The 20,429-nt window shown below is 72.8% G+C and carries 17 protein-coding genes; 6 read left to right on the top strand and 11 right to left on the bottom strand.

Annotated features, from left to right (window positions below; genetic code table 11):
* Nucleotides 1-80: 80 nt before the first annotated feature.
* Entirely contained in the window at nucleotides 81-1,760 is a 1,680-nt protein-coding gene (locus tag ACH5AC_RS31490; RefSeq protein WP_398865653.1) for a fatty acyl-AMP ligase, read from the bottom strand.
* A gap of 226 nt (nucleotides 1,761-1,986) precedes the next feature.
* Between ACH5AC_RS31490 and ACH5AC_RS31495 the strand changes: the two genes are divergently transcribed.
* The 3 genes from ACH5AC_RS31495 (at nucleotide 1,987) to ACH5AC_RS31505 (ending at nucleotide 5,832) form a co-directional block, all read left to right on the top strand.
* Nucleotides 1,987-3,081: a chemotaxis protein gene (locus ACH5AC_RS31495; protein WP_398865654.1), complete on the top strand. Its 1,095-nt coding sequence runs from the start codon at nucleotides 1,987-1,989 to the stop codon at nucleotides 3,079-3,081.
* Between the two features lie 82 nt (nucleotides 3,082-3,163).
* Nucleotides 3,164-4,258 (top strand): Gfo/Idh/MocA family protein, encoded by a 1,095-nt coding sequence (locus ACH5AC_RS31500; protein WP_398865655.1) that lies wholly within the window; start codon nucleotides 3,164-3,166, stop codon nucleotides 4,256-4,258.
* Between the two features lie 167 nt (nucleotides 4,259-4,425).
* Nucleotides 4,426-5,832: a PP2C family protein-serine/threonine phosphatase gene (locus tag ACH5AC_RS31505; RefSeq protein WP_398865656.1), complete on the top strand. Its 1,407-nt coding sequence runs from the start codon at nucleotides 4,426-4,428 to the stop codon at nucleotides 5,830-5,832.
* Between the two features lie 24 nt (nucleotides 5,833-5,856).
* On the opposite strand, the gene ACH5AC_RS31510 is transcribed toward ACH5AC_RS31505, so the two are convergent.
* Nucleotides 5,857-7,350, bottom strand: a complete 1,494-nt coding sequence (locus ACH5AC_RS31510; protein ID WP_398865657.1) for a hypothetical protein — start codon at nucleotides 7,348-7,350, stop codon at nucleotides 5,857-5,859.
* A 246-nt stretch (nucleotides 7,351-7,596) separates the two neighbouring features.
* On the opposite strand from ACH5AC_RS31510, the gene ACH5AC_RS31515 reads away from it, so the two are divergent.
* Both ACH5AC_RS31515 and ACH5AC_RS31520 read left to right on the top strand, forming a co-directional pair.
* Entirely contained in the window at nucleotides 7,597-8,736 is a 1,140-nt protein-coding gene (locus ACH5AC_RS31515) for an aminoglycoside phosphotransferase family protein (protein WP_398865658.1), read from the top strand.
* Nucleotides 8,737-8,984: 248 nt separating this feature from the next.
* Nucleotides 8,985-10,862, top strand: a complete 1,878-nt coding sequence (locus tag ACH5AC_RS31520) for an N-acetylmuramoyl-L-alanine amidase (RefSeq protein WP_398865707.1) — start codon at nucleotides 8,985-8,987, stop codon at nucleotides 10,860-10,862.
* A gap of 5 nt (nucleotides 10,863-10,867) precedes the next feature.
* On the opposite strand, the gene ACH5AC_RS31525 is transcribed toward ACH5AC_RS31520, so the two are convergent.
* The 8 genes from ACH5AC_RS31525 to ACH5AC_RS31560 form a co-directional block, all read right to left on the bottom strand.
* Nucleotides 10,868-11,365 carry a hypothetical protein gene (locus tag ACH5AC_RS31525; protein WP_398865659.1) on the bottom strand — a complete coding sequence of 166 codons (498 nt, stop codon included), beginning with the start codon at nucleotides 11,363-11,365 and terminating at the stop codon, nucleotides 10,868-10,870.
* Between the two features lie 111 nt (nucleotides 11,366-11,476).
* The gene (locus tag ACH5AC_RS31530) at nucleotides 11,477-12,109 is read right to left on the bottom strand and encodes a CGNR zinc finger domain-containing protein (RefSeq protein WP_398865660.1); all 633 of its coding nucleotides are present in this window, start codon (nucleotides 12,107-12,109) and stop codon (nucleotides 11,477-11,479) included.
* Nucleotides 12,110-12,139: 30 nt separating this feature from the next.
* Entirely contained in the window at nucleotides 12,140-13,054 is a 915-nt protein-coding gene (locus ACH5AC_RS31535; protein WP_398865661.1) for a universal stress protein, read from the bottom strand.
* Between the two features lie 135 nt (nucleotides 13,055-13,189).
* Nucleotides 13,190-13,432: a DUF397 domain-containing protein gene (locus ACH5AC_RS31540; protein WP_398865662.1), complete on the bottom strand. Its 243-nt coding sequence runs from the start codon at nucleotides 13,430-13,432 to the stop codon at nucleotides 13,190-13,192.
* 92 nt (nucleotides 13,433-13,524) lie between these two features.
* Nucleotides 13,525-14,691 (bottom strand): thiolase domain-containing protein, encoded by a 1,167-nt coding sequence (locus ACH5AC_RS31545; protein ID WP_398865663.1) that lies wholly within the window; start codon nucleotides 14,689-14,691, stop codon nucleotides 13,525-13,527.
* A complete protein-coding gene (locus ACH5AC_RS31550) occupies nucleotides 14,688-15,737 on the bottom strand; it encodes a thiolase domain-containing protein (protein ID WP_398865664.1) in 1,050 nt (349 codons plus the stop codon). The genes ACH5AC_RS31545 and ACH5AC_RS31550 overlap by 4 nt, the downstream gene beginning before the upstream one ends.
* A 132-nt stretch (nucleotides 15,738-15,869) precedes the next feature.
* Nucleotides 15,870-16,811, bottom strand: a complete 942-nt coding sequence (locus ACH5AC_RS31555) for a Zn-ribbon domain-containing OB-fold protein (RefSeq protein ID WP_398865665.1) — start codon at nucleotides 16,809-16,811, stop codon at nucleotides 15,870-15,872.
* A 116-nt stretch (nucleotides 16,812-16,927) separates the two neighbouring features.
* Entirely contained in the window at nucleotides 16,928-17,728 is an 801-nt protein-coding gene (locus ACH5AC_RS31560; protein WP_398865666.1) for a crotonase/enoyl-CoA hydratase family protein, read from the bottom strand.
* A 165-nt stretch (nucleotides 17,729-17,893) separates the two neighbouring features.
* Between ACH5AC_RS31560 and ACH5AC_RS31565 the strand changes: the two genes are divergently transcribed.
* On the top strand, nucleotides 17,894-19,498 hold the full coding sequence (locus ACH5AC_RS31565; RefSeq protein ID WP_398865667.1) for an acyl-CoA synthetase: 1,605 nt from the start codon (nucleotides 17,894-17,896) through the stop codon (nucleotides 19,496-19,498).
* On the opposite strand, the gene ACH5AC_RS31570 is transcribed toward ACH5AC_RS31565, so the two are convergent.
* Entirely contained in the window at nucleotides 19,456-20,355 is a 900-nt protein-coding gene (locus tag ACH5AC_RS31570) for an alpha/beta fold hydrolase (RefSeq protein WP_398865668.1), read from the bottom strand. The genes ACH5AC_RS31565 and ACH5AC_RS31570 overlap by 43 nt on opposite strands.
* Between the last annotated feature and the right edge of the window lie 74 nt (nucleotides 20,356-20,429).

A 20,429-nucleotide genomic window follows, 5' to 3' on the forward strand; every position in this document is an offset into this window, starting at 1 on the left:
GAGGGCTGGGCGGCGCCGCGATGTCACTCGGCGCCCGGTGTCATCACTTGGCGCCCGGTGTCATCGCTCGGCGCCCGGTGTCATCGCGCGGCGGCGCTGTCGAGCCCGGCGAGGGTGCCGTCGAGATAGGCGGCGCGGGAGGCGCGGCGCCGGATCTTGCCGCTGGAGGTCTTGGGAAGGGTGCCGGGCCGGATGAGCACGACGTCGTGCACGGACAGACCGTGTGCCTCGCCGATCGCGCCGCCGACCACGTCGGCGATCTTCTCGGCCTCGCCGGCCATGTCGGGGCCGATCTCGGCGACGACGACGGGCCGTTCGCCGTCGACCCCGGCGTCCACGGAGAACACGGCGGTGCAGCCGGGCCGCAGCGCGGGGTGGGCGAGTTCGGCGGTCAGCTCCACGTCCTGCGGGTAGTGGTTGCGCCCGTCGATGACCATGAGGTCCTTGAGGCGTCCGGTGACGAAGAGTTCGCCGTCGTCGAGGTGGCCGAGGTCGCCGGTGCGCAGGAAGCGGCCCTCGCGGCCGGGCAGCGTGGCGCGGAAGGTGTCGCGGGTGGCGAGGGCGTTGCGCCAGTACCCCTGGGCGACGCCCGCGCCCTGGACCCAGATCTCGCCGACCTCGCCGTCGGGCAGCTCCCGCTGCCGTTCGGGGTCGGCGATCACGACGGTCACCCCGTCGCCGGGGCGTCCGCAGCTCACCGGGGCGGTGTCGGCGAGGGCCCGCGGTGTGCCGCCGGTGACCATGAGGGTGGCCTCGGCGAGGCCGTAGCAGGGGTGGAGGGCGCGGCGGTCGAAGCCGGCCGGGGCGAAGGTGTCGGCGAAGCGGCGCAGGGTGGCGGCGCGCACCGGTTCGGCGCCGTTGAAGGCGACCCTCCACGAGCGCAGGTCGAGGCGGTCGAGGAGTGCGGGCGTGGTGTGCCTGAGGCACAGCTCGTAGGCGAAGTTGGGGCCGCCGGAGGTGTGCGGGCGGTAGCGGCTGACGGCGGCCGGCCAGCGTTCGGGTCGCTGGAGGAAGTGCAGGGGTGACAGGAGGGTGGTGGTGGCGCCGAGGTAGACCGCGTTGAGGACGGGGCCGATGAGGCCCATGTCGTGGTAGACGGGCAGCCAGCTGACGAAGAGTTCGTGGTCGTGGGCGTCGAGGGCGTCCCGGGTGTGGCCCATGCGCTCGGTGATGACGCGCTCGTTGTCGAGCAGGTTGCCGTGGGTGACGACGACGCCGCGCGGGGCGGAGGTGGATCCGGAGGTGTACTGCAGGAAGGCGACGGAGTCGGGGGTGAGGTCGGGCGGGCGCCAGGCGGTTGCCTGCTCGTCGGGGATGTCCTCGGTGGCCACGCGGGTGATGCCGTCGAGTTCGGGGAGGTGGCCGGCCGGGTCGCCGAGGGCGGCGATCACCTCGCGGTCGCCGAGGATCACCTCGGCGTCGGCGTCGGCGACCAGGCGCCGGGTCCGGGTCAGCGCCCGGTGGCCGCGGGCGCGGTCCTGCGGGGGTACGGCGGGGACGGCGACCACTCCGGCGCAGAGACAGCCGAGGTAGGCCGAGACGAACTCCAGGCCCGGCCGGTGGAGCAGCACGGCGCGGGATCCTGCGAGTCCGCGGTCCTGGAGCCAAGCGGCGACGGCCCGCGAGCGGAGGGCGAGACGGCCGTACGAGATCTCCTGGACCTCCCCGTCGCAGTCCCCCGTGACGAGGAAGCGGTAGGCGGTCCGGTCGGGCTGGTGCGAGGCGTGCGCGGTCAGTAGGTCGACCAGGGAACGGGCCATGTTGAGGAGTCTCACCTGTTCGGATGCGACGACACGGGAACTGGAGTTCGAGATGCACACACCGGTTGCTACCGGCGAGTAACACCCTAGCAAGCCATCCGCACGATATGTCGAACACAGGTAAACCCTGTGTATCCAAGGGAGCCGATCCGGACAGCGGACTTGCCCCAGAAAGGGCGGAACGCCCCTGAATGCCCCGCCCGCCGATCGGCCCTATCGTGCTGTTATGGAGCACGCACTCAGTCCCACGACCCTGTCCGCGCTGCGCCGCCCCCGTCCGTACCCCGCGGTCTCCGTACTGACGCCGACGCACCGCCGTGAACCCGACAACGCCCAGGATCCCGTCCGGCTGCGCAACGCCGTGGCCGAGGCCAAGAAACAGCTGGCCGCCGACCCGGCGGTGACCCGGGAACGGCGCGCCGACATCGTCGGTCAGCTGGACCGGGCACTGACCGAGGTGGACCTCGCGCACGCCGAGGACGGGCTGGTGATCTTCGCCGCGCCGGGCGAGCACCAGGTGTGGTCGCTCTCCCGCGCCGTGCCGGAACGCGTGGTGCTCTCGGACACCTTCCTCACCCGCAACCTGGTCTCCGCGCAGGCCGCCGAACGGCCGTTCTGGGTACTGTCGGTGTCCCCGGACCACGTCACGCTGTGGAACGGCGGCGCCGGTCACGTCACCGAGGAGCGCTCCGGTGCCTTCCCGATGACCCGGACACGGGAGAACTTCGACGCCGAACGACAGGAGCGCATCGGCGACCTGCCGAGCACCTACCGCGACGAGGACACCCGCCACTTCCTGCGCGAGGCCGACACGGCGATCGGCAGGCTGCTGCGTGAGGACCCGCGGCCGCTGTACGTCACCGGCGAGCAGGCCGCCCTCTCCCTGCTGGACGAGTTCGGCGGGACCGCCCGGGACGCGATGCACGTGGCGCGCGGCGGCCTGGCGCACGGCACCCCGGACGCCGTCTGGCAGGCGGTGCGCCCGCTGCACGAGGCCGCGGCCCGCCAGGAGACCGCCGAGGTGGTCCGGGAGCTGGAGTCGGCGCGCGGGCACCGCACGTTCGCGGCCGGAGTGGACGAGGTCTGGCGCACCGCCCGGGAGGGCCGGGTGCGACTGCTCGCAGTCGAGGAGAACTTCCGCGCCACGATGCGCGACGACGGCGACCATCTGGTGCCCGCCGACAGCGGCGACCGGGGCGCGCGGGAGGACGTCGTGGACGAGATCGTCGAGCGGTGCCTGGAGACGGGCGCCCAGGTCCGCTTCGTCCCTGACGGCACACTCGGCCCCGCGCTCGGGATCGCCGGCGTCCTGCGCTACTGAGCCGATCCCTGCCGGGCGCCTGTCGAGTCCCTGGACGACCATGAAACGCTGAGGGCCGTCCAGGGAGAGGAGCCGACGGATCGTGTCCGAGCTGCTGGGTGTGGCCGTACTGGGTGCGGGCCACATGGGAGCCGACCACATACGGCGTATCGACCGTGTGGTGAGCGGAGCGAGGGTGGCCGCGGTGGCCGACCCCGACGCCGATCGCGCGAAGGAAGCCGTGGCCGGGATCGACGGGGTCTCGGTCCACACGGAGACCGAGGCCGCGCTCGACGCGCCGGGCGTCGAGGCCGCGCTGATCGCCTCGCCCGGCCCCGCCCACGAGGAGGCGCTGCTGGCGGCCTTCGCCCGTGGGCTGCCGGTGCTGTGCGAGAAGCCGATGGTGCCGGACTCCGCCGGGGCGCTGCGCGTGGTGGAGGCGGAGGCGCGGCTCGGACGGCGGCTGGCGCAGATCGGTTTCATGCGGCGCTACGACACCGGGTACCGCCGGCTCAAGCAGGTGCTGGACGACGGGCGGCTGGGCCGCCCGCTGATGCTGCACTGCGTCCACCGCAACGTCTCCTCGCCGCCCGGCTTCACCAGCGCGATGCTGATCGACAGCTCGGTGTCGCACGAGATCGACGCGGCCCGCTGGCTGCTCGGCCAGGAACTCACCGCGGTGACGGTGTTCCGGCCGCGCGCGTCGTCCGGCGCCCCGCAGGGCCTGCTGGACCCGCAGTTCGTGCTGTTCGAGACCGACGCGGGCGCCCTCGTCGACGTCGAGGTCTTCGTCAACTGCGGCTTCGGCTACCAGGTGCGCTGCGAGGCGGTGGGTGAGGCGGGCAGCGCGCGGATCGGCGAGGAGCACGGCCCGCTGGTCACCACGCGCGGCACCGCGGGGCAGGAGGTGCCGCAGGACTACCTCGTGCGGTTCCGGGACGCCTACGACCGTGAGGTGCAGGCGTGGGTCGACGCCACCCGGCGGGGCCGTACGACCGGCCCCACCGCCTGGGACGGTTACGCCGCGTCGGCCGTCGCCGAGGCCGGTGTCCGGTCGCTGGAGACCGGCACGCGCGTGACGATCGGCCTCGCCCCGCGCCCGGACCTCTACCCACACATCACCCACCGAACATCAGTCCGGCACCCTTCGAACGAACCCCACGGACCTCTCAAGTCACGTACGTCACCTACCATTTGAGGCCGTCGCCCCTTGCTTCGGGGCGACGCCCGGACCGACACGCGAAGACGCTGGCATATGCCAGCTGCACCACCGCATCGCGTGTTGCCAAATCCCTTACACGGCGTCGCCGGCTGTGCAACAGTCGTAACGGCCCTTCCGGGGAACCCATCGCATCGGAGTGCGTCATGCCGTCCCATGTCTCCGCGGATCGACCAGCCGCCCAGCCGCCCGGGCGCGGCTCGGTCGACGCGCTGATATCGCAGACGCGGCGACTCAAGGGCGAGGTGGACGCCGTACGGCGGGACACACCGAGCGACGGATCGGACCCGCAGGAACGCTGGCAGCGCGCCCTGTGCGACCTCGCACTGCACCAACTCGACGACCTGGACACGCACTTGGCGCAACTGCGGGACGGCCTGCCGACGGCACCGGCCACCGACGGCAGCGCGCCGTCCGCTCCCCGGCGCGGCACCCTGCTCAGCCGGGTCGGCAGCGCGGAGTGGAACCTGCTGACCGACGAGGCGGTCTGGTCCGGCGAGCTCTACCAGATCCTCGGCCGCGACCCGGCCGCTCCCCCGCTCACCCTCGACGAACTGCCGTCCGTCGTGCTGGAGGAGGACCGGCCGAAGCTGACGGCGATGGTCACGGGATGTCTCGTCGACGCCCGGCCCATCGACGGGGAGTTCCGGGTGGTGCGCCCGGACGGCGAGATCCGCACCGTGCACATGATGGGCGAACCCGTGCTCGACACGGACGGCAGCACCGCCGCGATGTGGGCGGTGCTGCGGGACGTGAGCGAACTGCGCCGCAGCGAACGGGCGGTCAGCGAGAACCGTGACTCGCTCCAGCGCCAGCGCGCACAGACCGAGCGCCAGGTCGCGGTCGAGCTGCAGGAAGCCGTGCTCCCCCCGTGGCGCGGCTCCCTGCGGCTCCCGCACGCGGAGCCCGGGCCGCTCGACATCGCGGCCCACTACGTGCCCGCCGCGACCACCTCGATGATCGGCGGCGACTGGTACGACTCGCTCGAACTGGCCGACGGCGACACCCTGCTCAGCGTCGGCGACCTCACCGGGCACGGCCCCACCGTCACCTCGAACATGGCGATGCTGCTGGGCGCCCTGCGCGGCATGGCGATGGCGGGCACCGGGCCCGGCCGGCTGATGGTGCTGCTCAACCAGTTACTGGACGCCACCGTCCAGCCGGCGCTCGGCAGCGCCGTCTGCTGCCGCTACCGCCCGGCGGACCGCACCCTGACCTGGGCGCAGGCCGGACACCCCACCCCGCTGCTGTTCCGCGACGGGACGGGGCGCCGACTGGACGCACCGAAGGGGGTCCTCCTCGGCGCCACCTCGGGCGCCGACTACGGCGAGGCCGAGGAGACACTGCGGGAGGGTGACCTGCTGCTGCTGCACACCGACGGGCTGGTGCCCGGGAGCACCGACGGTGGGGCGGCGGACCGCCTCTTCGATCTGGCCGCGCGCCTCGACGGGGCGCGCGACGCCCAGGACTGTGTACGGCTGGTGGTGGAGGAGTTCGGCGAGGGCGAGCGGGAGGACGACGCCTGTGTGCTCGTGGCCCGGGTGACGTCCTGACTCCCCCTCCCCGACGTGTGACGCCTACACGTGCGCGCCGCCGCCCTTGCCGCCCTTCGGCTTGGGCAGCGCCACCCTGATCTCCTCCCGCAGTTCGCTGATCCGCGGCGAGTCGGCGTACTCGGCGGTGAGCCGGTACATCTGGCGCAGCCGGTCCCAGGTGCGGTGGGAGGAGTTGGAACTCATCGACATCAGGGCCAGCTTCGCGTAGCGGGCCGCCTGCTCGGGGTCGTCCGCGATGAAACAGGCGGACGCCATGGACAGATGGTCGAAGATCTTCGACCGCTCCTGGGCGTCGATGCGCAGCGCCAGGGCCTTCTCCGCGTAGTACCGGGCATGGACGGCGGCGGCCGGCTCGAACTCCGCCAGCGTGCGGTAGGACAGGGCCTGCATGCCGTACAGATCGGCCTCGTTGAACAACTGCATCCAGCTCGGCGGGGGCACGTCGCCGTCGTGGGAGACGAACAGGTCCTCCGCCTGGCCCAGCGTGCGGCGCATGGCCTGGCCCTTGCCCATGGACGCCTGCGCCCACGCCTCGATGGTGTGGAACATCGCCACGGTGCGCGGCAGGACCGCCTCACCGGAGCCGGACTGGGCGAGCTTCATCAGGTCGAGGGCCTCGTCGGGACGGCCCAGATGCACCATCTGCCGGGCCGCGCGGGAGAGCGCCTCGCCGGCGCGCGGCCGGTCGCCGCCCTCCCGGGCAGCGTGCGCGGCGATGACGAAGTACTTCTGGGCCGTGGGCTCCAGGCCGACGTCGTGCGACATCCAGCCCGCGAGCACGGCGAGGTTGGCGGCGACGCCCCACAGGCGCCGCTGCAGATGGGGTGGGTGACGGTAGGCGAGCATGCCGCCCACCTCGTTGAGCTGACCCACCACTGCCTTGCGCTGGAGGCCCCCGCCGCGGGCGGCGTCCCAGGCCCGGAAGATCTCGACCGAAGCCTCCAGTTCCTCGATCTCCTCGTACCCGATGGGGGCGGCCTCGTAGCGGTCGAACCCAGCGGGGTCGGCTTGGAGAGGATGGTCGAGGACGGGGGCGTCGGCGGAGAGGGTCGGATCGGTGTGCAGCCAGTCGTGCATGGCGCTGCTGAGTGCTGATCCCGCGGCGAGCGCGGCACCCGCGCCCACCAAGCCGCGTCGGTTGAGCATGAGGTCCATTCCCGTGAATTCGGTGAGGAACGCGACCGTCCGGTCGGGCGCCCACGGCATGCCGTCGGGGCGCTCCACGCTCCCGCCGCCCTGCCGTTTCCCGGTGCGCCCGTGCCGGACCAGACCGAGGTCCTCGATGGTCACGACACGGCCGAGACGCTCGGTGAACAGAGCCGCCAGCACCCGCGGCACGGGATCGCGCGGAATCTCTCCCGTGTCGATCCAGCGCCGCACCCGCGAGGTGTCGGTCGCCAGCTGGGGGTGGCCCATGGCCGCCGCCTGCTTGTTGACCAGCCTCGCGAGTTCTCCCTTGGACCAGCCGGCCAGGCCGAACAGGTCGGAAAGGCGGGTGTTTGGTTCTCCGCTCACGTCAAGCCCCCAGGTTCTCGGCTGAGTTGACAGTAGCCCTGGGAGAGTTGCCGGGCGACTATTCGCCAGGCTTCGCCAGGGTGCGCTAGATGGTGTGCCACGGGTCATCGGGTGTCAGGTAGGAACGCGCCACCCCGACCCGGTCGCCCTCGTGAGTTCGGCCGGTGCATTCCCCAGGGTGCACCCGGGAGACCGGGCCGGGCTGCGCAATGACGTCGCAGGCACACGAAGGGATCTGTTTCGCCCATGTACGCAGCATCGTCCTCCGTGTCCGCACCGCCCCGGTCGCCGCGCCCCCGCCAGGGCGGCGGCCCCTACCTCGACCCCGCCGCGCGATCGGCGGCCCCGGTGCTCGGCGCCGGCCGGCCGCTGCGGGCGCCGGGGCTCGGCACGCAACCGCTCAGCGGGAGAATCGACTTGTCCGGCCCTCAGGGCGCCCAGCTGCGCACGGCGATCGCGTCGGTGCACCGCATCTGCCCGGAGTTCGCCCCGGTGCAGGTGCTGCGCCGCAGCGGACGCTCCGTGCTCCTGGTCGGGACCACGGGACGCAGCACGGCCGTCGCCAAGTGTTTACTGGACCACTCCCCCGTATGGGCCGAGCGGATCCGGCACGAAATAGCGGCATATCGCACGTTCGTCCGGCACCGCCCTCCGGTGCGGGTGCCGAGGCTGATCGCGGCGGATCCGGACAACTGCACCCTCGTCGTCGAGCGGATGCCGGGACGGTCGGCCGCACTCCAGCGCCACCCCGCCGAGGCACCGCCGCGCACGGACATCAGAGCGGCGCTCGGCGCGGTCTGCCGGCTCAACTCGTGGCGGCCGCCGGCGGGCACGTTCGACGCACCGCTGGACTACGCGGCGCGTATCTCCCGGTACCACGAGCTGGGGTTGCTCACCGACCGGGACCTGGGCGACCTGCAGAAGCTGCTGCGCGGTATCGCGGCGAGCGCGGGCCGCCAGGGGATGGGCCAGTTCTGCCACGGCGACGCCCTGCTGTCGAACATCCTGATGTCACCGGCCGGTCCAGTGCTGGTGGACTGGGAGCACGCGGGCTGGTACCTGCCGGGTTACGACCTGGCGATGCTGTGGTCGGTCCTCGCGGACGCGCCGGTGGCGCGCCGTCAGATCAGTCAGATCGCGCAGCAGGCGGGCCCGGCCTCGCGGGACGCCTTCCTGGTGAACCTGATGCTGGTCCTGACCCGCGAGATCCGTACCTATGAGACGGCGGTGCAGCGTTCGATGCACGATGCGCCCCCGACGGCCCCGGGCACGGCCCACCCGGGTGCCGCGCCGTCCGGCGAGGAACAGCGGCTGCTGCTGCGGCGGCTGCACGACGACTGCCAGATGGCCCGCCGGGCCGTACGCGCGGCGGTCGGCACTCGCTGAGGGGAGGAAGGTCCGCGGCGTGCCGGAACGGCGGCGCACCGCGGACCTTCACGCATCCGTATGTCCAAGGAAAACCTCCTGGCCACGGGCATGATTGACGGATCGTCGGCAGGCCGGTACCGCGGACCACGCCCGGCCCCGCACGTCCCCCCACGTTCCCGTGCCCCCAGGAGGCCGCTGTGCGAGGACCCGTCACCGTTTCCGGACGCACCCGCCGAGGCGCGGCAGCCGCGGCGTCGGCGGCGCTGATGCTGCCCCTGCTCGGCGCGGCGCCCGCGGACCCCGGGCCGCCCGGCGGCGCCCTGCAGCGGGCGTTCGCCGCCGCGGCCGCCGAGTACCGCGTCCCGCAGAGCGTCCTGCTGGGCGTGTCCTACCTGCAGTCCCGCTGGGACGCGCACGGCGGCGCGCCGAGCGTCGTCGGCGGCTACGGGCCGATGCACCTCACCGACGTCCGCACCGCGCTCGCCGCCGTCGAGCACGACGCGGAGGGCACCGAGGATCCCCGGAGCGACACCGACCGCACGGCCCTGGGGGCCGCGGTGAAGCTACCGGCGGACTCCGAAGTGCCCGCCCGTCTGAGGACGCTGCCGAGGGCGGCGGAGCTGACCGGTCTGAGCGCGTCCGAGCTGCGCACCGACCCCGCGGCCAACATCGCGGGCGGCGCGGCCCTGCTGGCCGCCGCCCAGCGGGAGCTGGGCGAGCCGCTGAGCGCCGACCCGGCGGACTGGTACGGCGCGGTGGCCCGCTTCTCGGGCGCCGACGACCGGGCGACGGCGGCGGCGTACGCGCGTGACGTCTACGACGTGATCCGCGCCGGTCAGCGGCGCACCACGGACGCCGGGCAGCCGGTCGCGCTGGCGGCGCGGCCCGGCCTGGTGCCGGACACCGCCCAGCTGGCCCGCACCGGTCTGCGCGCGGCGTCGGCCGCGGGCACCGAGTGCCCGGCGTCGGTCTCCTGCGAGTGGATCCCGGCCCCGTACGAGGAGTTCGGGGACGACGACTACGGCAACCACGACCTGGGTGAGCGCCCGGCCTCGCAGGGCATCGACTACATCGTCATCCATGACACCGAAGGCCGCTGGGAGGGGGTCCTGAGGATGGTCCAGGATCCGACGTACGTGTCCTGGCAGTACTCGCTGCGCTCCACCGACGGGCACATCGCCCAGCATGTGAAGGCCAAGGACGTGGCCTGGCACTCGGGCAACTGGTACGTCAACGCCAAGTCGATCGGCCTGGAGCACGAGGGTTTCCTCGCCCAGCCGGACTCCTGGTACACGGAGGCGATGTACCGCTCCTCGGCCCGCCTGGTGCGCCACCTCGCCGACACGTACGACATCCCGCTGGACCGGCAGCACATCCTGGGCCATGACAACGTGCCCGGGCCGACCGCGGCGACCGTCGCCGGGATGCACACCGACCCGGGGCCGTACTGGGACTGGCGGCACTACTTCGAGCTGCTGGGCCGGCCGCTACGGGCGACCGCCGACCGGGACGGCGCACTGGTGACGATCCGGCCGGACTACGCGGCCAACCGGCCGGTGTACACCGGCTGCACCACCGCGGGCGAGCCGTGCCCGGCGCACGGCTCCAGCGAGGTGAGGCTGTACTCCGACCACGACGAGTCCTCGCCGCTGATCCAGGACATCGGCCGGGGCACCGCCCCGACCAGCGGCGTCAACGACATCTCCTCGCGGGTCTCCACCGGGCAGCAGTACGCGGTCGCCGACCGGTGGGGCGACTGGACGGCGATCTGGTACCTGGGCCAGAAGGCGTGGTTCCGCAACCCCGAGGAGCAGCCGACGGCGGTCCCGGCGTCCGGCCTGGTGGTGACGCCGAAGGAAGGCCGGGACAGCGTGCCCGTGTACGGCCGCGCCTACCCGGAGGAGTCCGCGTACCCGCCGGAGGTGCCGGTCCAGGCGCTGTCGGCGCTGCCGTACACCCTGCCGGAGGGCCAGCGGTATGTGGTGGGCGACGAGGTGCCCGGCGAGTACTACCACGCGGTGACCTTCGCGACGGACACGCACCGGGTGGTCGTCGGCAGGGAGCCGTACTACCAGATCCAGTACGGCCACCGGGTGGCGTTCGTCCGGGCCGCGGACGTGACGCTGCTGCCGTCGGCGGGGTAGCCGACTCAGCCCTGCTGGAAAAGCTCCGCGGGGAGCGGCTTCAGCAGGGCGTACAGGTCGTCGGTGATGGGGCGGTCCCAGGCGGCGATGGTGACCAGGACGTTGTCGCTGCGGTCGAACTGGACGCAGGAGATACGGCTCTCGGAGAGCTTGATGCGGCGCACGATCAGCAGGTTGTCGCCCTGCATCACCGGCACGTCCTCGGTGCCGACGACGGTCACCTCCTCCTCGTTCTCCAGGGCGAGCAGCAGTTGGGCGACCTCGAAGGGGATCTGGTCCTCGGCGACCTCGCGGGCCGGGGAACCCTCGGGCAGATTACCGATGATCATCGCGGGGCCGCGGCCGCCGAAGAGGTCGTAGCGCAGAAAGACGCCCTGGCAGCTGCCGTCGGGGGCGGGCAGCAGCCCGGCACCGAGATTGCCGGGCCAGTCACCCGGGTCCATGGCCAGTACGTCGAAGTCGGGCCCGGCGGGCGTGGCGCTGCGGCGGCGGAGGAACGACATGCGCCTATGGTACGGCGGGAAGGCGGGACAGCGTCTGCGGGGCCGTGGTCCGTCGGCCGGGTGCGGGTTGCGGGTGGCTGGTCGCGCGGTTCCCCGCGCCCCTGGGGTTGGTCACATCGCCGTCGGCTTCTTGTGGCGCTCGTGGTGGCGGGCCACTCGGGCTCTGTTGCCACAGGACGGCCTGCACCATTCCTGGCGGGGGTGGTCCTTGAGGAAGTAGCGGACGCAGCGGGGGGCGTGGCAGGCGCGGAGGCGGCGGCGGTCGGGGCCGGCGAGGAAGGCGATCATGGCCTGGGCGAGGGTGGCCGTCAGGTCGGGCGGGGTGGTGGTGGGACGGTGGTCGAGCATCGGGTCGCCTGCGTCGGGCCAGGTCAGCACGGGCACGGTCGGGGTGCGGGCGGCGGCCGTGTTGAGGCGGCTCAGTGCCTCGGGCAGGGGGAGGAGCCGGGCGGCGTCGGCGGGGCTGGGGGCGGCGGGGCGTACGGCGTGGGCGAAGAGGGCGCGGACGGCGGCGCGCAGGTGTCGTACGGCGGCCAGGTCGTCGGCGTCGGCCTGGAAGGCGGCGGCGCCCGGGAGGGCGTCCTGGTGGGCGCGTACCCAGATGGTGAGGCCGGCGGGGGCGGCGAGGTCGTCGGCGACCCCGCCGTGGCCGTCGTGCCGAATGGTCAGGGCGAGGTCGAGGGCGAGCCGGGTGTCCCTGGCGAGCGGGTCGGGGGCGGTCTGGGTGTGCTCCGGAGCCTGCATGGGGCTAACGATAGACCCCTGGTTCATCCATTAGGTGCCCGTTCGTTCCTCGGCGGGCGTCGGCGGCACCACCGCGACCGGGCAGGCGGCGTGCAGCAGGACGGCGTGGGTGACCGAGCCGAGCATGCGGGCCGGGGCGAGCAGCCGGCGGCGGTGGCGGCCGATCACCAGCAGTTCGGCGTCCTTGGAGGCGGCGACCAGGTGGCCGGCCGCGTCGCCGGGGACCGGGTACGGCTCGGCCCGGACGCCGGGGTGGCGGGCGCGCAGGGGGGCGAGGAAGCCGTCGGCGAGGGTGCGGGTCTCGTGTTCGAGGGCTTCCTGGTCGACGCCCTGGGGGAGCACTTCGCCGGGCGCGGACCAGGTCTGGACCGGCCATGGGTAGGCGGCGAGCGCCTGCACGCGGGCGCCGCGCAGCGCGGCCTCGGTGAAGGCGAGGTCGAGAGTGGCCTCGTCGGGGCTGTCCACCTTCAGGCCGACGACCACCCGCGGCCCCGGTTCGACGGTCGGGGCACTGTCGACCTCGCGGCCGGGCCGGGGCACCACCACGACCGGGCACTCGGCGTCGCGCGCGGCGGTGATGCTGTTGGAGCCGAGCAGCAGGCGGGCGAAGCCGCCCCGGCCCCGTGAGCCGAGGACGAGCAGCTGGGCCTCGCCGCCGAGTCCGGGCAGCAGGGCACCGGGTGCGCCGTCGAGTCCGACGTACTCGGTGTCGGGCAGTTCGCCCCGGGCCTCCACATGGGCGCGGGCGTCGGTGAGGATCGGGTCGTCCTCCGGGGGTGGCGGCACGACGACAGGGACGCCGGGCTGGGTCCAGGCGGCGTACTGGCGTACGTGCGCCACCCTTAGGGGCGCCCCGCGCCGCCGGGCGGCGTCGACGGCCCAGTCGAGGGCGCGCAGGCTGTCCTGGGAACCGTCGACCGCCGCGACGACCGGCAGACCGCTCATGGGTCCTCACCTCCGGAGATACGACCTCGCTGCTGGGTGACACCTTCGCTCAGGTGTCCGCCCCGGCAGGGCGTTTGCAGGTCGCGTGTCCGGAAAAAGGGGCCCGACACCCCCGGTTCGGCCCGCGTCGGCGGTTCAGGTGAGGTCGAACTCCCCTTCCCTGGCGCCGGACACGAAGGCACCCCACTCGGCGGGCGTGAAGATCAGGGAAGGGCTCTGGGGGCTGCCGCTGTTGCGCATCGCGATGAATCCCTCGACGAAGGCTATCTGGACATCCCCCAGGCCCCGACTGCTCGACTGCCACTCGGCGTTGCTGAGGTCCAGCTCGGGCTTGTCCCAGCCCGCGAGCGGCTGCTGCTGGATGGTGCTCTCGGCCACGTCCGTGCTCCTCCCGGTTCCGTCGTCCGCGGCCAGCCTAGCGATCGGCCCCGGGCACCGACAGGGCACGTGAAGGGGACCTTGCGGGTGCCTCAGGAGTCCGGGGGCGCGTCGCCCACGAGCCACATGGAGAAGAACTGCGAGCCGCCGCCGTATGCGTGTCCGAGGACCCTGCGGGCCCGCTCCAGCTGGTGCTCCCCGGCCTGTCCGCGCACCTGGAGGGCGGCCTCGGCGAAGCGGATCATGCCGGAGGCGCCGATGGGGTTGGTGGACAGCACCCCGCCGGACATGTTGACGGGCAGGTCGCCGTCGAGTTCGGTCACCCCGGACTCGGTGAGCTTCCAGCCCTCGCCCTCGGCGGCGAAGCCGAGGTTCTCCAGCCACATGGGCTCGTACCAGGAGAACGGCACGTACATCTCGGCGGCGTCGATGTCTCGGCGCGGGTCGCTGACGCCGGCCTGCCGGTAGACGTCGGCGGCGCAGTCCTGGCCGGCCCGCGGGGACACGGCGTCCTTGCCGGCGAAGAGGGTCGGCTCGCTGCGCATGGCGCCGCCGAGCATCCAGGCGGGCCGCCGGGGCGCGCGGGCGGCTCCGGCGCGGTCGGTGAGCACCATGGCGCAGGCGCCGTCGGAGGAGGGGCAGGTCTCCGAGTAGCGGATGGGGTCCCAGAGCATGGGCGAGGCCATCACCTTCTCCAGGGTGATGTCCCGCTCGTGCAGGTGCGCGTACGGGTTCAGCAGCGCGTTGCGGCGGTCCTTGTACGCCACCAGCGCGCCGATGGTGTCGGGTGCGCCGCTGCGCCGCATGTACGCGCGTACGTGCGGGGCGAAGAAGCCGCCGGCGCCGGCCAGCAGGGGCTGCTGGAAGGGGATCGGCAGGGACAGTCCCCACATGGCGTTGGACTCGGACTGCTTCTCGAAGGCGAGGGTGAGCACGGTGGTGTGGACGCGGGCGGCGACGAGGTTCGCGGCGACCAGGGCGGTGGAGCCGCCCACGCTTCCCGCCGTGTGCACCCGCAGCAGCGGTTTGCCGACCGCGCCGAGGGCGTCGGCGAGGTACAGCTCGGGCATCATGACGCCCTCGAAGAAGTCGGGCGCCTTGCCGATGACGACGGCGTCGATGTCGGCCCACGTCAACTCCGCGTCGGCCAGGGCGCGTTGTGCCGCCTCCCGGACGAGTCCGGCGATGGAGACGTCCCGGCGCGCCGCCACGTGCCTGGTCTGACCGATGCCTGTGACGGCCACGGGCTCCTTGCTCATCGGGGCTCCCCTTCGAGTACGGCGACCAGGTTCTGCTGGAGGCAGGGGCCGGAGGTGGCGTGGGCGAGGGCACGGTCGGAGGCGCCCCGGTGGATGCGGGCGGCGGCCTCGCCGACGCGGATCAGACCGGCGGCCATCATCGGGTTGGCGGCGAGGGCGCCGCCGGACAGGTTCACGCGCACGCTGTCGTCCAGCCGCAGCGCCCGGCGCAGCACGACCTCCTGCGAGCTGAACGGCGCGTGCAACTCGGCCGTGTCGACGGGCCGTTGGAAGGCGCCGGCCTTCTCGGCGGCGAGCCGGGCGGAGGGCGAGTCGGTCAGGTCGCGCACCCCGAGGGAGTGGGCCTCGACGCGGTGGTCGATGCCGCGGATCCAGGCGGGCCGCTCGCACAGCTCGCGGGCGCGCTCCCCCGCCGCGAGGATCACGGCGGCCGCCCCGTCACCGACGGGCGGGCAGTCACCGGTGCGCAGGGGCCGTACGACATAGGCGCCCCGGGGCGCCGAACCTCTCGCCTGCGCATGGGGGTTGAGGGTCGCGGACCGGCGGCTGCGGGCGCCGATCGCGGCGAGCTCGGGCTCGTCGGTGACACCGGCGTCGATCAGCGCCTGTGCCTGGAGCGCGGCGAGGGCGACGGAGTCGGGCCACAGCGGGGCGACGTAGTACGGGTCGAGCTGGCGGGTCAGGACGTCGCGCAGGGAGCCGGGTGAGGACTTGCCGTAGGCGTAGACGAGCGCGGTGTCCGCCTCGCCGGTGAGCAGCTTGGTCCACGCCTCGTACAGCGCCCAGGCGCCGTCCATCTCGACGTGGGACTCGGAGATGGGTGGCCAGGCGCCGACGCCGTCGAGGGCGAGGGTGAAGGAGAAGGCCCGGCCGGCGAGGTAGTCGCTGGAGCCGGAGCAGGTGAAGCCGATGTCGGCGGCCCTCAGGCCGGTCTGGTCGAGCACCTCGTGCAGCACGGGCATGAGCATCTCCACCTCGGAGAGCTCCTCGGTGCTGCGCAGGGTGTCGGACTGTGCGAAGGCGATCACTGCGATCTCACGCGTCACCGGGTCTCCAAGTCGTAGAGTCCTGACCGCGGAGCGAGAGCCAGGCCCGCATGGCAGGTCCTTCCAGAACCTCGTACGACCGGGCTCGTTCCAACCCGGCCAGGAATCCCCATCTTTCGCGAGGGGGAGGATTCAAAGCAGCTCCTTGTAGGTCTCGTATGGAGCGTCGGGTTCGCCGGTGGGGCGGTAGTGGTCGGGAAACCGGGCCCCTTCCACCCACACCGGCTCGACGCGCAGCCCCATCCTGACCTGGTCGTACGGGATGCCGCCGATGCGGCCGTGCAGGGCGAGGTCGGCGCCGTCGAGGGCGATGTGGGCGTAGACGTACGGCACTTCGATGTCCAGGTTCCTGGCCTTGATGTTGACGATGCAGAAGGTGGTGACCGTGCCGCACGGCCCGACCTCGACCTGTTCGTCGGTGGCGACCCCGCAGGTCGGGCAGGCGCCCCGGGGCGGCACGTACACCTTCCGGCAGGCCGGGCAGCGCTCGCCGACGATCCGGCGGTCCGCGAGGGCTTCCAGGTGGGCGGACTGGGCACGCCCGGGCGCGTAGGTGTAGTCGAGGCGGGCGGGGGCGACGATGCCGGTGACCGCGTCGGCGAACTCACCGCTGTGACCCGTGACTCGGGCCGGCCCACCGTCGTACGGCTCGAAGCAGGCGATGTCGGTGACGGCCCCCGCGCGTTCCTCGGCCCAGCGGATCCGCACCCGCATACCGGTGTGCACGGCGTCGGGGGCGGGGGCGTCGAGGGCGTGCAGCAGTCCGGTGTCTGCGCCGTCGAGCCGGACCAGGACCCAGGCGAAGGGGGTGGCGAGGGGCTGGCCGGGGCGGGGGGCGTGGTTCCAGGCCCAGGTGGTGACGGTGCCGGTGGGGGCCACTTCGACGAGGTCGCGGATCTCCTCGGCGGTCACGGGGTCGTACTCGACGGGCGGGACGAGGACCCGCCCGTCGGAGGCCCGCACCCCGAGGACGACGCGCTCGCGCAGCCCGGTGAGAAAGGCGCTCTGGACGGGGCCGAGGGAGCGGGTGAAGGGAAACTCGACGGTCAGGGGAGCCGTGAGAACCTCAGGCATCGGGGCATGCCTCCTTGGGAGATCGGGGGGCGAGGGGGCACAGCCCCCTCAGGGGCGCGGGGAACCCCGCGACCAGCCACATCCGGCCGGCAGCCGACATGCGACCCAGCACAGCACTACGCCCGCTTGTAAACAGGCGGCCGCTTCTCCGCAAAGGCGCGGGCACCTTCCTTCGCATCGGCCGTGTCGAAGACCGGCCACCCCCGCTTCAGCTCGGCGGCAAGCCCCTCGGCCTCGGTCATGTCGGCGGTGGCATACACACACGCCTTGACGGCCTCCACGGCGAGTGGCCCGCACGCATTGATCCGTTCGGCGATCTCCAGGGCCTCCTCGAGAGCCGTGCCGTCGGGCACGACATGGCCGATCAGTCCGATGTCCGCCGCCTCCCGGGCGGTGTACGCCCGGCCCGTGAGCAGCATCTCCAGCGCGTGGGTACGCGGGACCTGCCGCTGGAGGCGGACCGTGGAGCCGCCGATGGGGAACAGGCCGCGCCGCACTTCGAACAGCCCGAAGGTGGCGGACTCGCCGGCGACGCGGATGTCGGTGCCCTGCAGGATCTCGGTGCCACCGGCGACGCAGTGGCCCTCGACGGCGGCGATCACCGGTTTGCGGGGCCGGTGGTGGCGCAGCATCGCCTTCCAGTGCAGGTCGGGGTCGGCGGTGAGCCGGTCGCGGTACTGCCGGCCTTCCATCCCCTTCCCGGCGAGGGCCTTGAGGTCCATGCCGGCGCAGAACGCGCCGCCCGCGCCGGTCAGCACGATCGAGCGGATCGCGTCGTCCTCGTCGGCCTGGATCCAGCCGTCGTGGAGACCGACGAGCATCGGCAACGAGAGCGCGTTCCTGGCCTCGGGCCTGTTGAGTGTGAGCACCAGTGTGGCGCCTTCGCGCCGCACGGTGAGGTGTTCGGTCCCGCCCATCGCCGTCTCCCCTCTCGAAGAACGAGAACAGGTTGCAGGAGGCGCCGAAGCACTTCAAGAGTTCTCTGACAGTCAGTCAGATTTCTTTGCTCCAGGACCTTCACAGTTGTGGCGCCCTTTGCTCTGATGACCGGCAGCCGGTGAAGAGCGAGGTCAGGAGGAGCGGTGGAGTACAACCTTGCCGACCTGTTCGAGTCGGTCGTCGACGTGGTCCCGGACCGCGAGGCGCTCGTGTACGTCGACCACCCGGGCACCGGCGCCGAACGCCGGCTGACGTACGCGGAGCTGGACGCGGCCGCGAACCGCATCGGCCATCACCTCCTCGACCACGGGATCCGCCCCGGCGAGCATCTCGGGCTGCACCTGTACAACGGCGTCGAGTACCTGCAGACGGTGCTGGGCTGCCTGAAGGCGCGGATCGTCCCGGTCAACGTCAACTACCGCTACGTCGAGGACGAGTTGGTGTACCTGTACCGGGACGCGGCGCTGGCCGCCCTGGTCTTCGACACGGAGTTCGCGGACCGGGTGGCGGCGGCGCTGCCGAGCGCGCCGGGGCTGCGGCATCTGATCCGGGTGGGCGCGGGCGGCACCGTGGGTGTGTCCTTCGCGGACGCCGAGGCGGGCGGGTCGCCGGAGCGTGGGTTCCCGGCCCGTTCGGGCGACGACCAGTTCATCATCTACACCGGGGGGACGACCGGGCTGCCCAAGGGCGTGATGTGGCGTCAGGAGGATCTGTTCTTCGCGGGGTTGGGCGGCGGCGCCCCGACCGGCGAGCCGGTGCGCAGGCCCGAGGAGCTGGCCGAGCGGGTGGCGGCGGGCGGGTCGGGGATCACCTTCTTCCCCACTCCCCCGCTGATGCACGGCACCTCCACGCTGACGGCGTTCATCGGCTTCAACTTCGGCCAACGGGTGGTGATCCACCGCAAGTTCGTACCCGAGGAGGTGCTGCGGACCGTCGAGCGGGAGAGGGTCACCAGTATCGCCCTGGTCGGTGACGCGATGCTGCGGCCGCTGATCGACGCGCTGGAGGGACCGATGAAGGGCACGGACTGCTCCTCCCTCTTCAGCGTGTCGTCGTCCGGGGCGATCATGTCGGACGCGGTCCGGCGGCAGTTCCAGGCACTGCTGCCGAACGCGATGCTGCTGAACAACTTCGGCTCCTCGGAGTCCGGCTTCAACGGCACCGCGACCCAGGACGCGGGCCCCGAGCGCGGCTTCCGCATCCGAGTCAACTCCCGTACCCAGGTGGTCGATCCAGCGACCCACGAGCCGGTCGCCGCCGGTGAGGTCGGCCGTGTGGCCCAGCGCGGACACGTCCCGCTCGGCTACTTCAACGACCCGGTGAAAACCGCCGAGACGTTCTTCGAGCGGGACGGCGAGCGCTGGGTGCTGCTCGGTGACATGGCGACCGTCGACAAGGACGGGGTGGTGACCGTCCTCGGGCGCGGCTCGCAGTGCATCAACTCCGGGGGCGAGAAGGTGTACCCGGAGGAGGTCGAGCAGGCGCTGAAGGCCCATCCGGACGTGTACGACGCGCTGGTGGCCGGGGTGCCCGACGCCCGGTGGGGCAACCATGTGGCAGCGGTCGTACAGCTCCGCCCGGGCGCGCCGAGACCCTCCCTGGAGGACATCCAGTCCCACTGCCGCACCAGCCTCGCCGGCTACAAGATCCCCCGCCAGCTGGTCGTCACGGACACCATCCGCCGCTCGCCGAGCGGCAAGGCGGACTACCGGTGGGCGCGGGAGGTGGCGGTGGCGGCGGACACATGAGCGTCTCCGTCACCGAGTTGAGCCTCATCGAGGAACGCGGTGACGCGGCGGACGAACCAGGCGGGGTCGTCCAGCCAGGGGAAGTGGCCGGCGCCGGGCTGCACGGCGACCTCGGCGTTCGGAAAGGCATCGGCGGTGCGACGGGCCAGTGCGGGGCGGGGGCCGCCGTCGAGTTCCCCGGCGAGGAGCAGGACCGGCGCGGTGAGCCGGATCAGGCGGGCCCGGATCTCGGCCGGGTCGAGGTCGGCGTCGGCGTAGTACCGGTCGCTCGCCTCCTCGTTGGTCTGTTCGACCTCGGCCGCCGCGTGCGCCTGCGCGGCGGCGTCCCAGCGGCCGTAGAAGAAGGGCGCGACATCGTCGTCACACTCCCCCTCGCCCGTGAGCCATGCCTCCAGCCGGGGATACGCCTTGTCGAACCACGGCTCCTGCTGTCGCAGCCGCGCCGCCGCCCGCCGGTCCTGCGGTGTCGCCCGCAGACCGAGAGGCCGTACGGCGGTGGTGATCAGGGCGAGCCGGGCCACGCGGTCGGGGTGCCGGGCCGCGTAGAGGGTGGCGAGGCTCCCGCCCGCCGAGTGCCCCAGCAGGTCCATCCGCTCCAGACCCAGATGGGCCCGCAACGCCTCCACGTCGTCGGTCAACCGGTCGCAACGGTACGTCTCCGGATCCGCCGCGGGCGCGGAGTCCCCGGTGCCGCGCAGGTCGAGCAGCACCAGCCTGCGGTGCGCGCCGAGACCCCCGAGGTCCCCGAGGTAGGCGGAGGCCCGCATCGGTCCGCCCGGCAGGACGACAAGTGGTTCCCCGTCTCCCTCGAGGTGATAGGCGAGTTCGGTCCCGTCGGCTGCGGTGAAGATCGGCATGGAGCCGATCATCGCGGCCACGCGGCCGCGCGGGCAACGGGGTTCCGGCAAACGCCCTGGACCAGGGTTCGCGG

It is taken from the genome of Streptomyces sp. NPDC018693 (assembly GCF_044391385.1).
Lineage (GTDB): Bacteria > Actinomycetota > Actinomycetes > Streptomycetales > Streptomycetaceae > Streptomyces.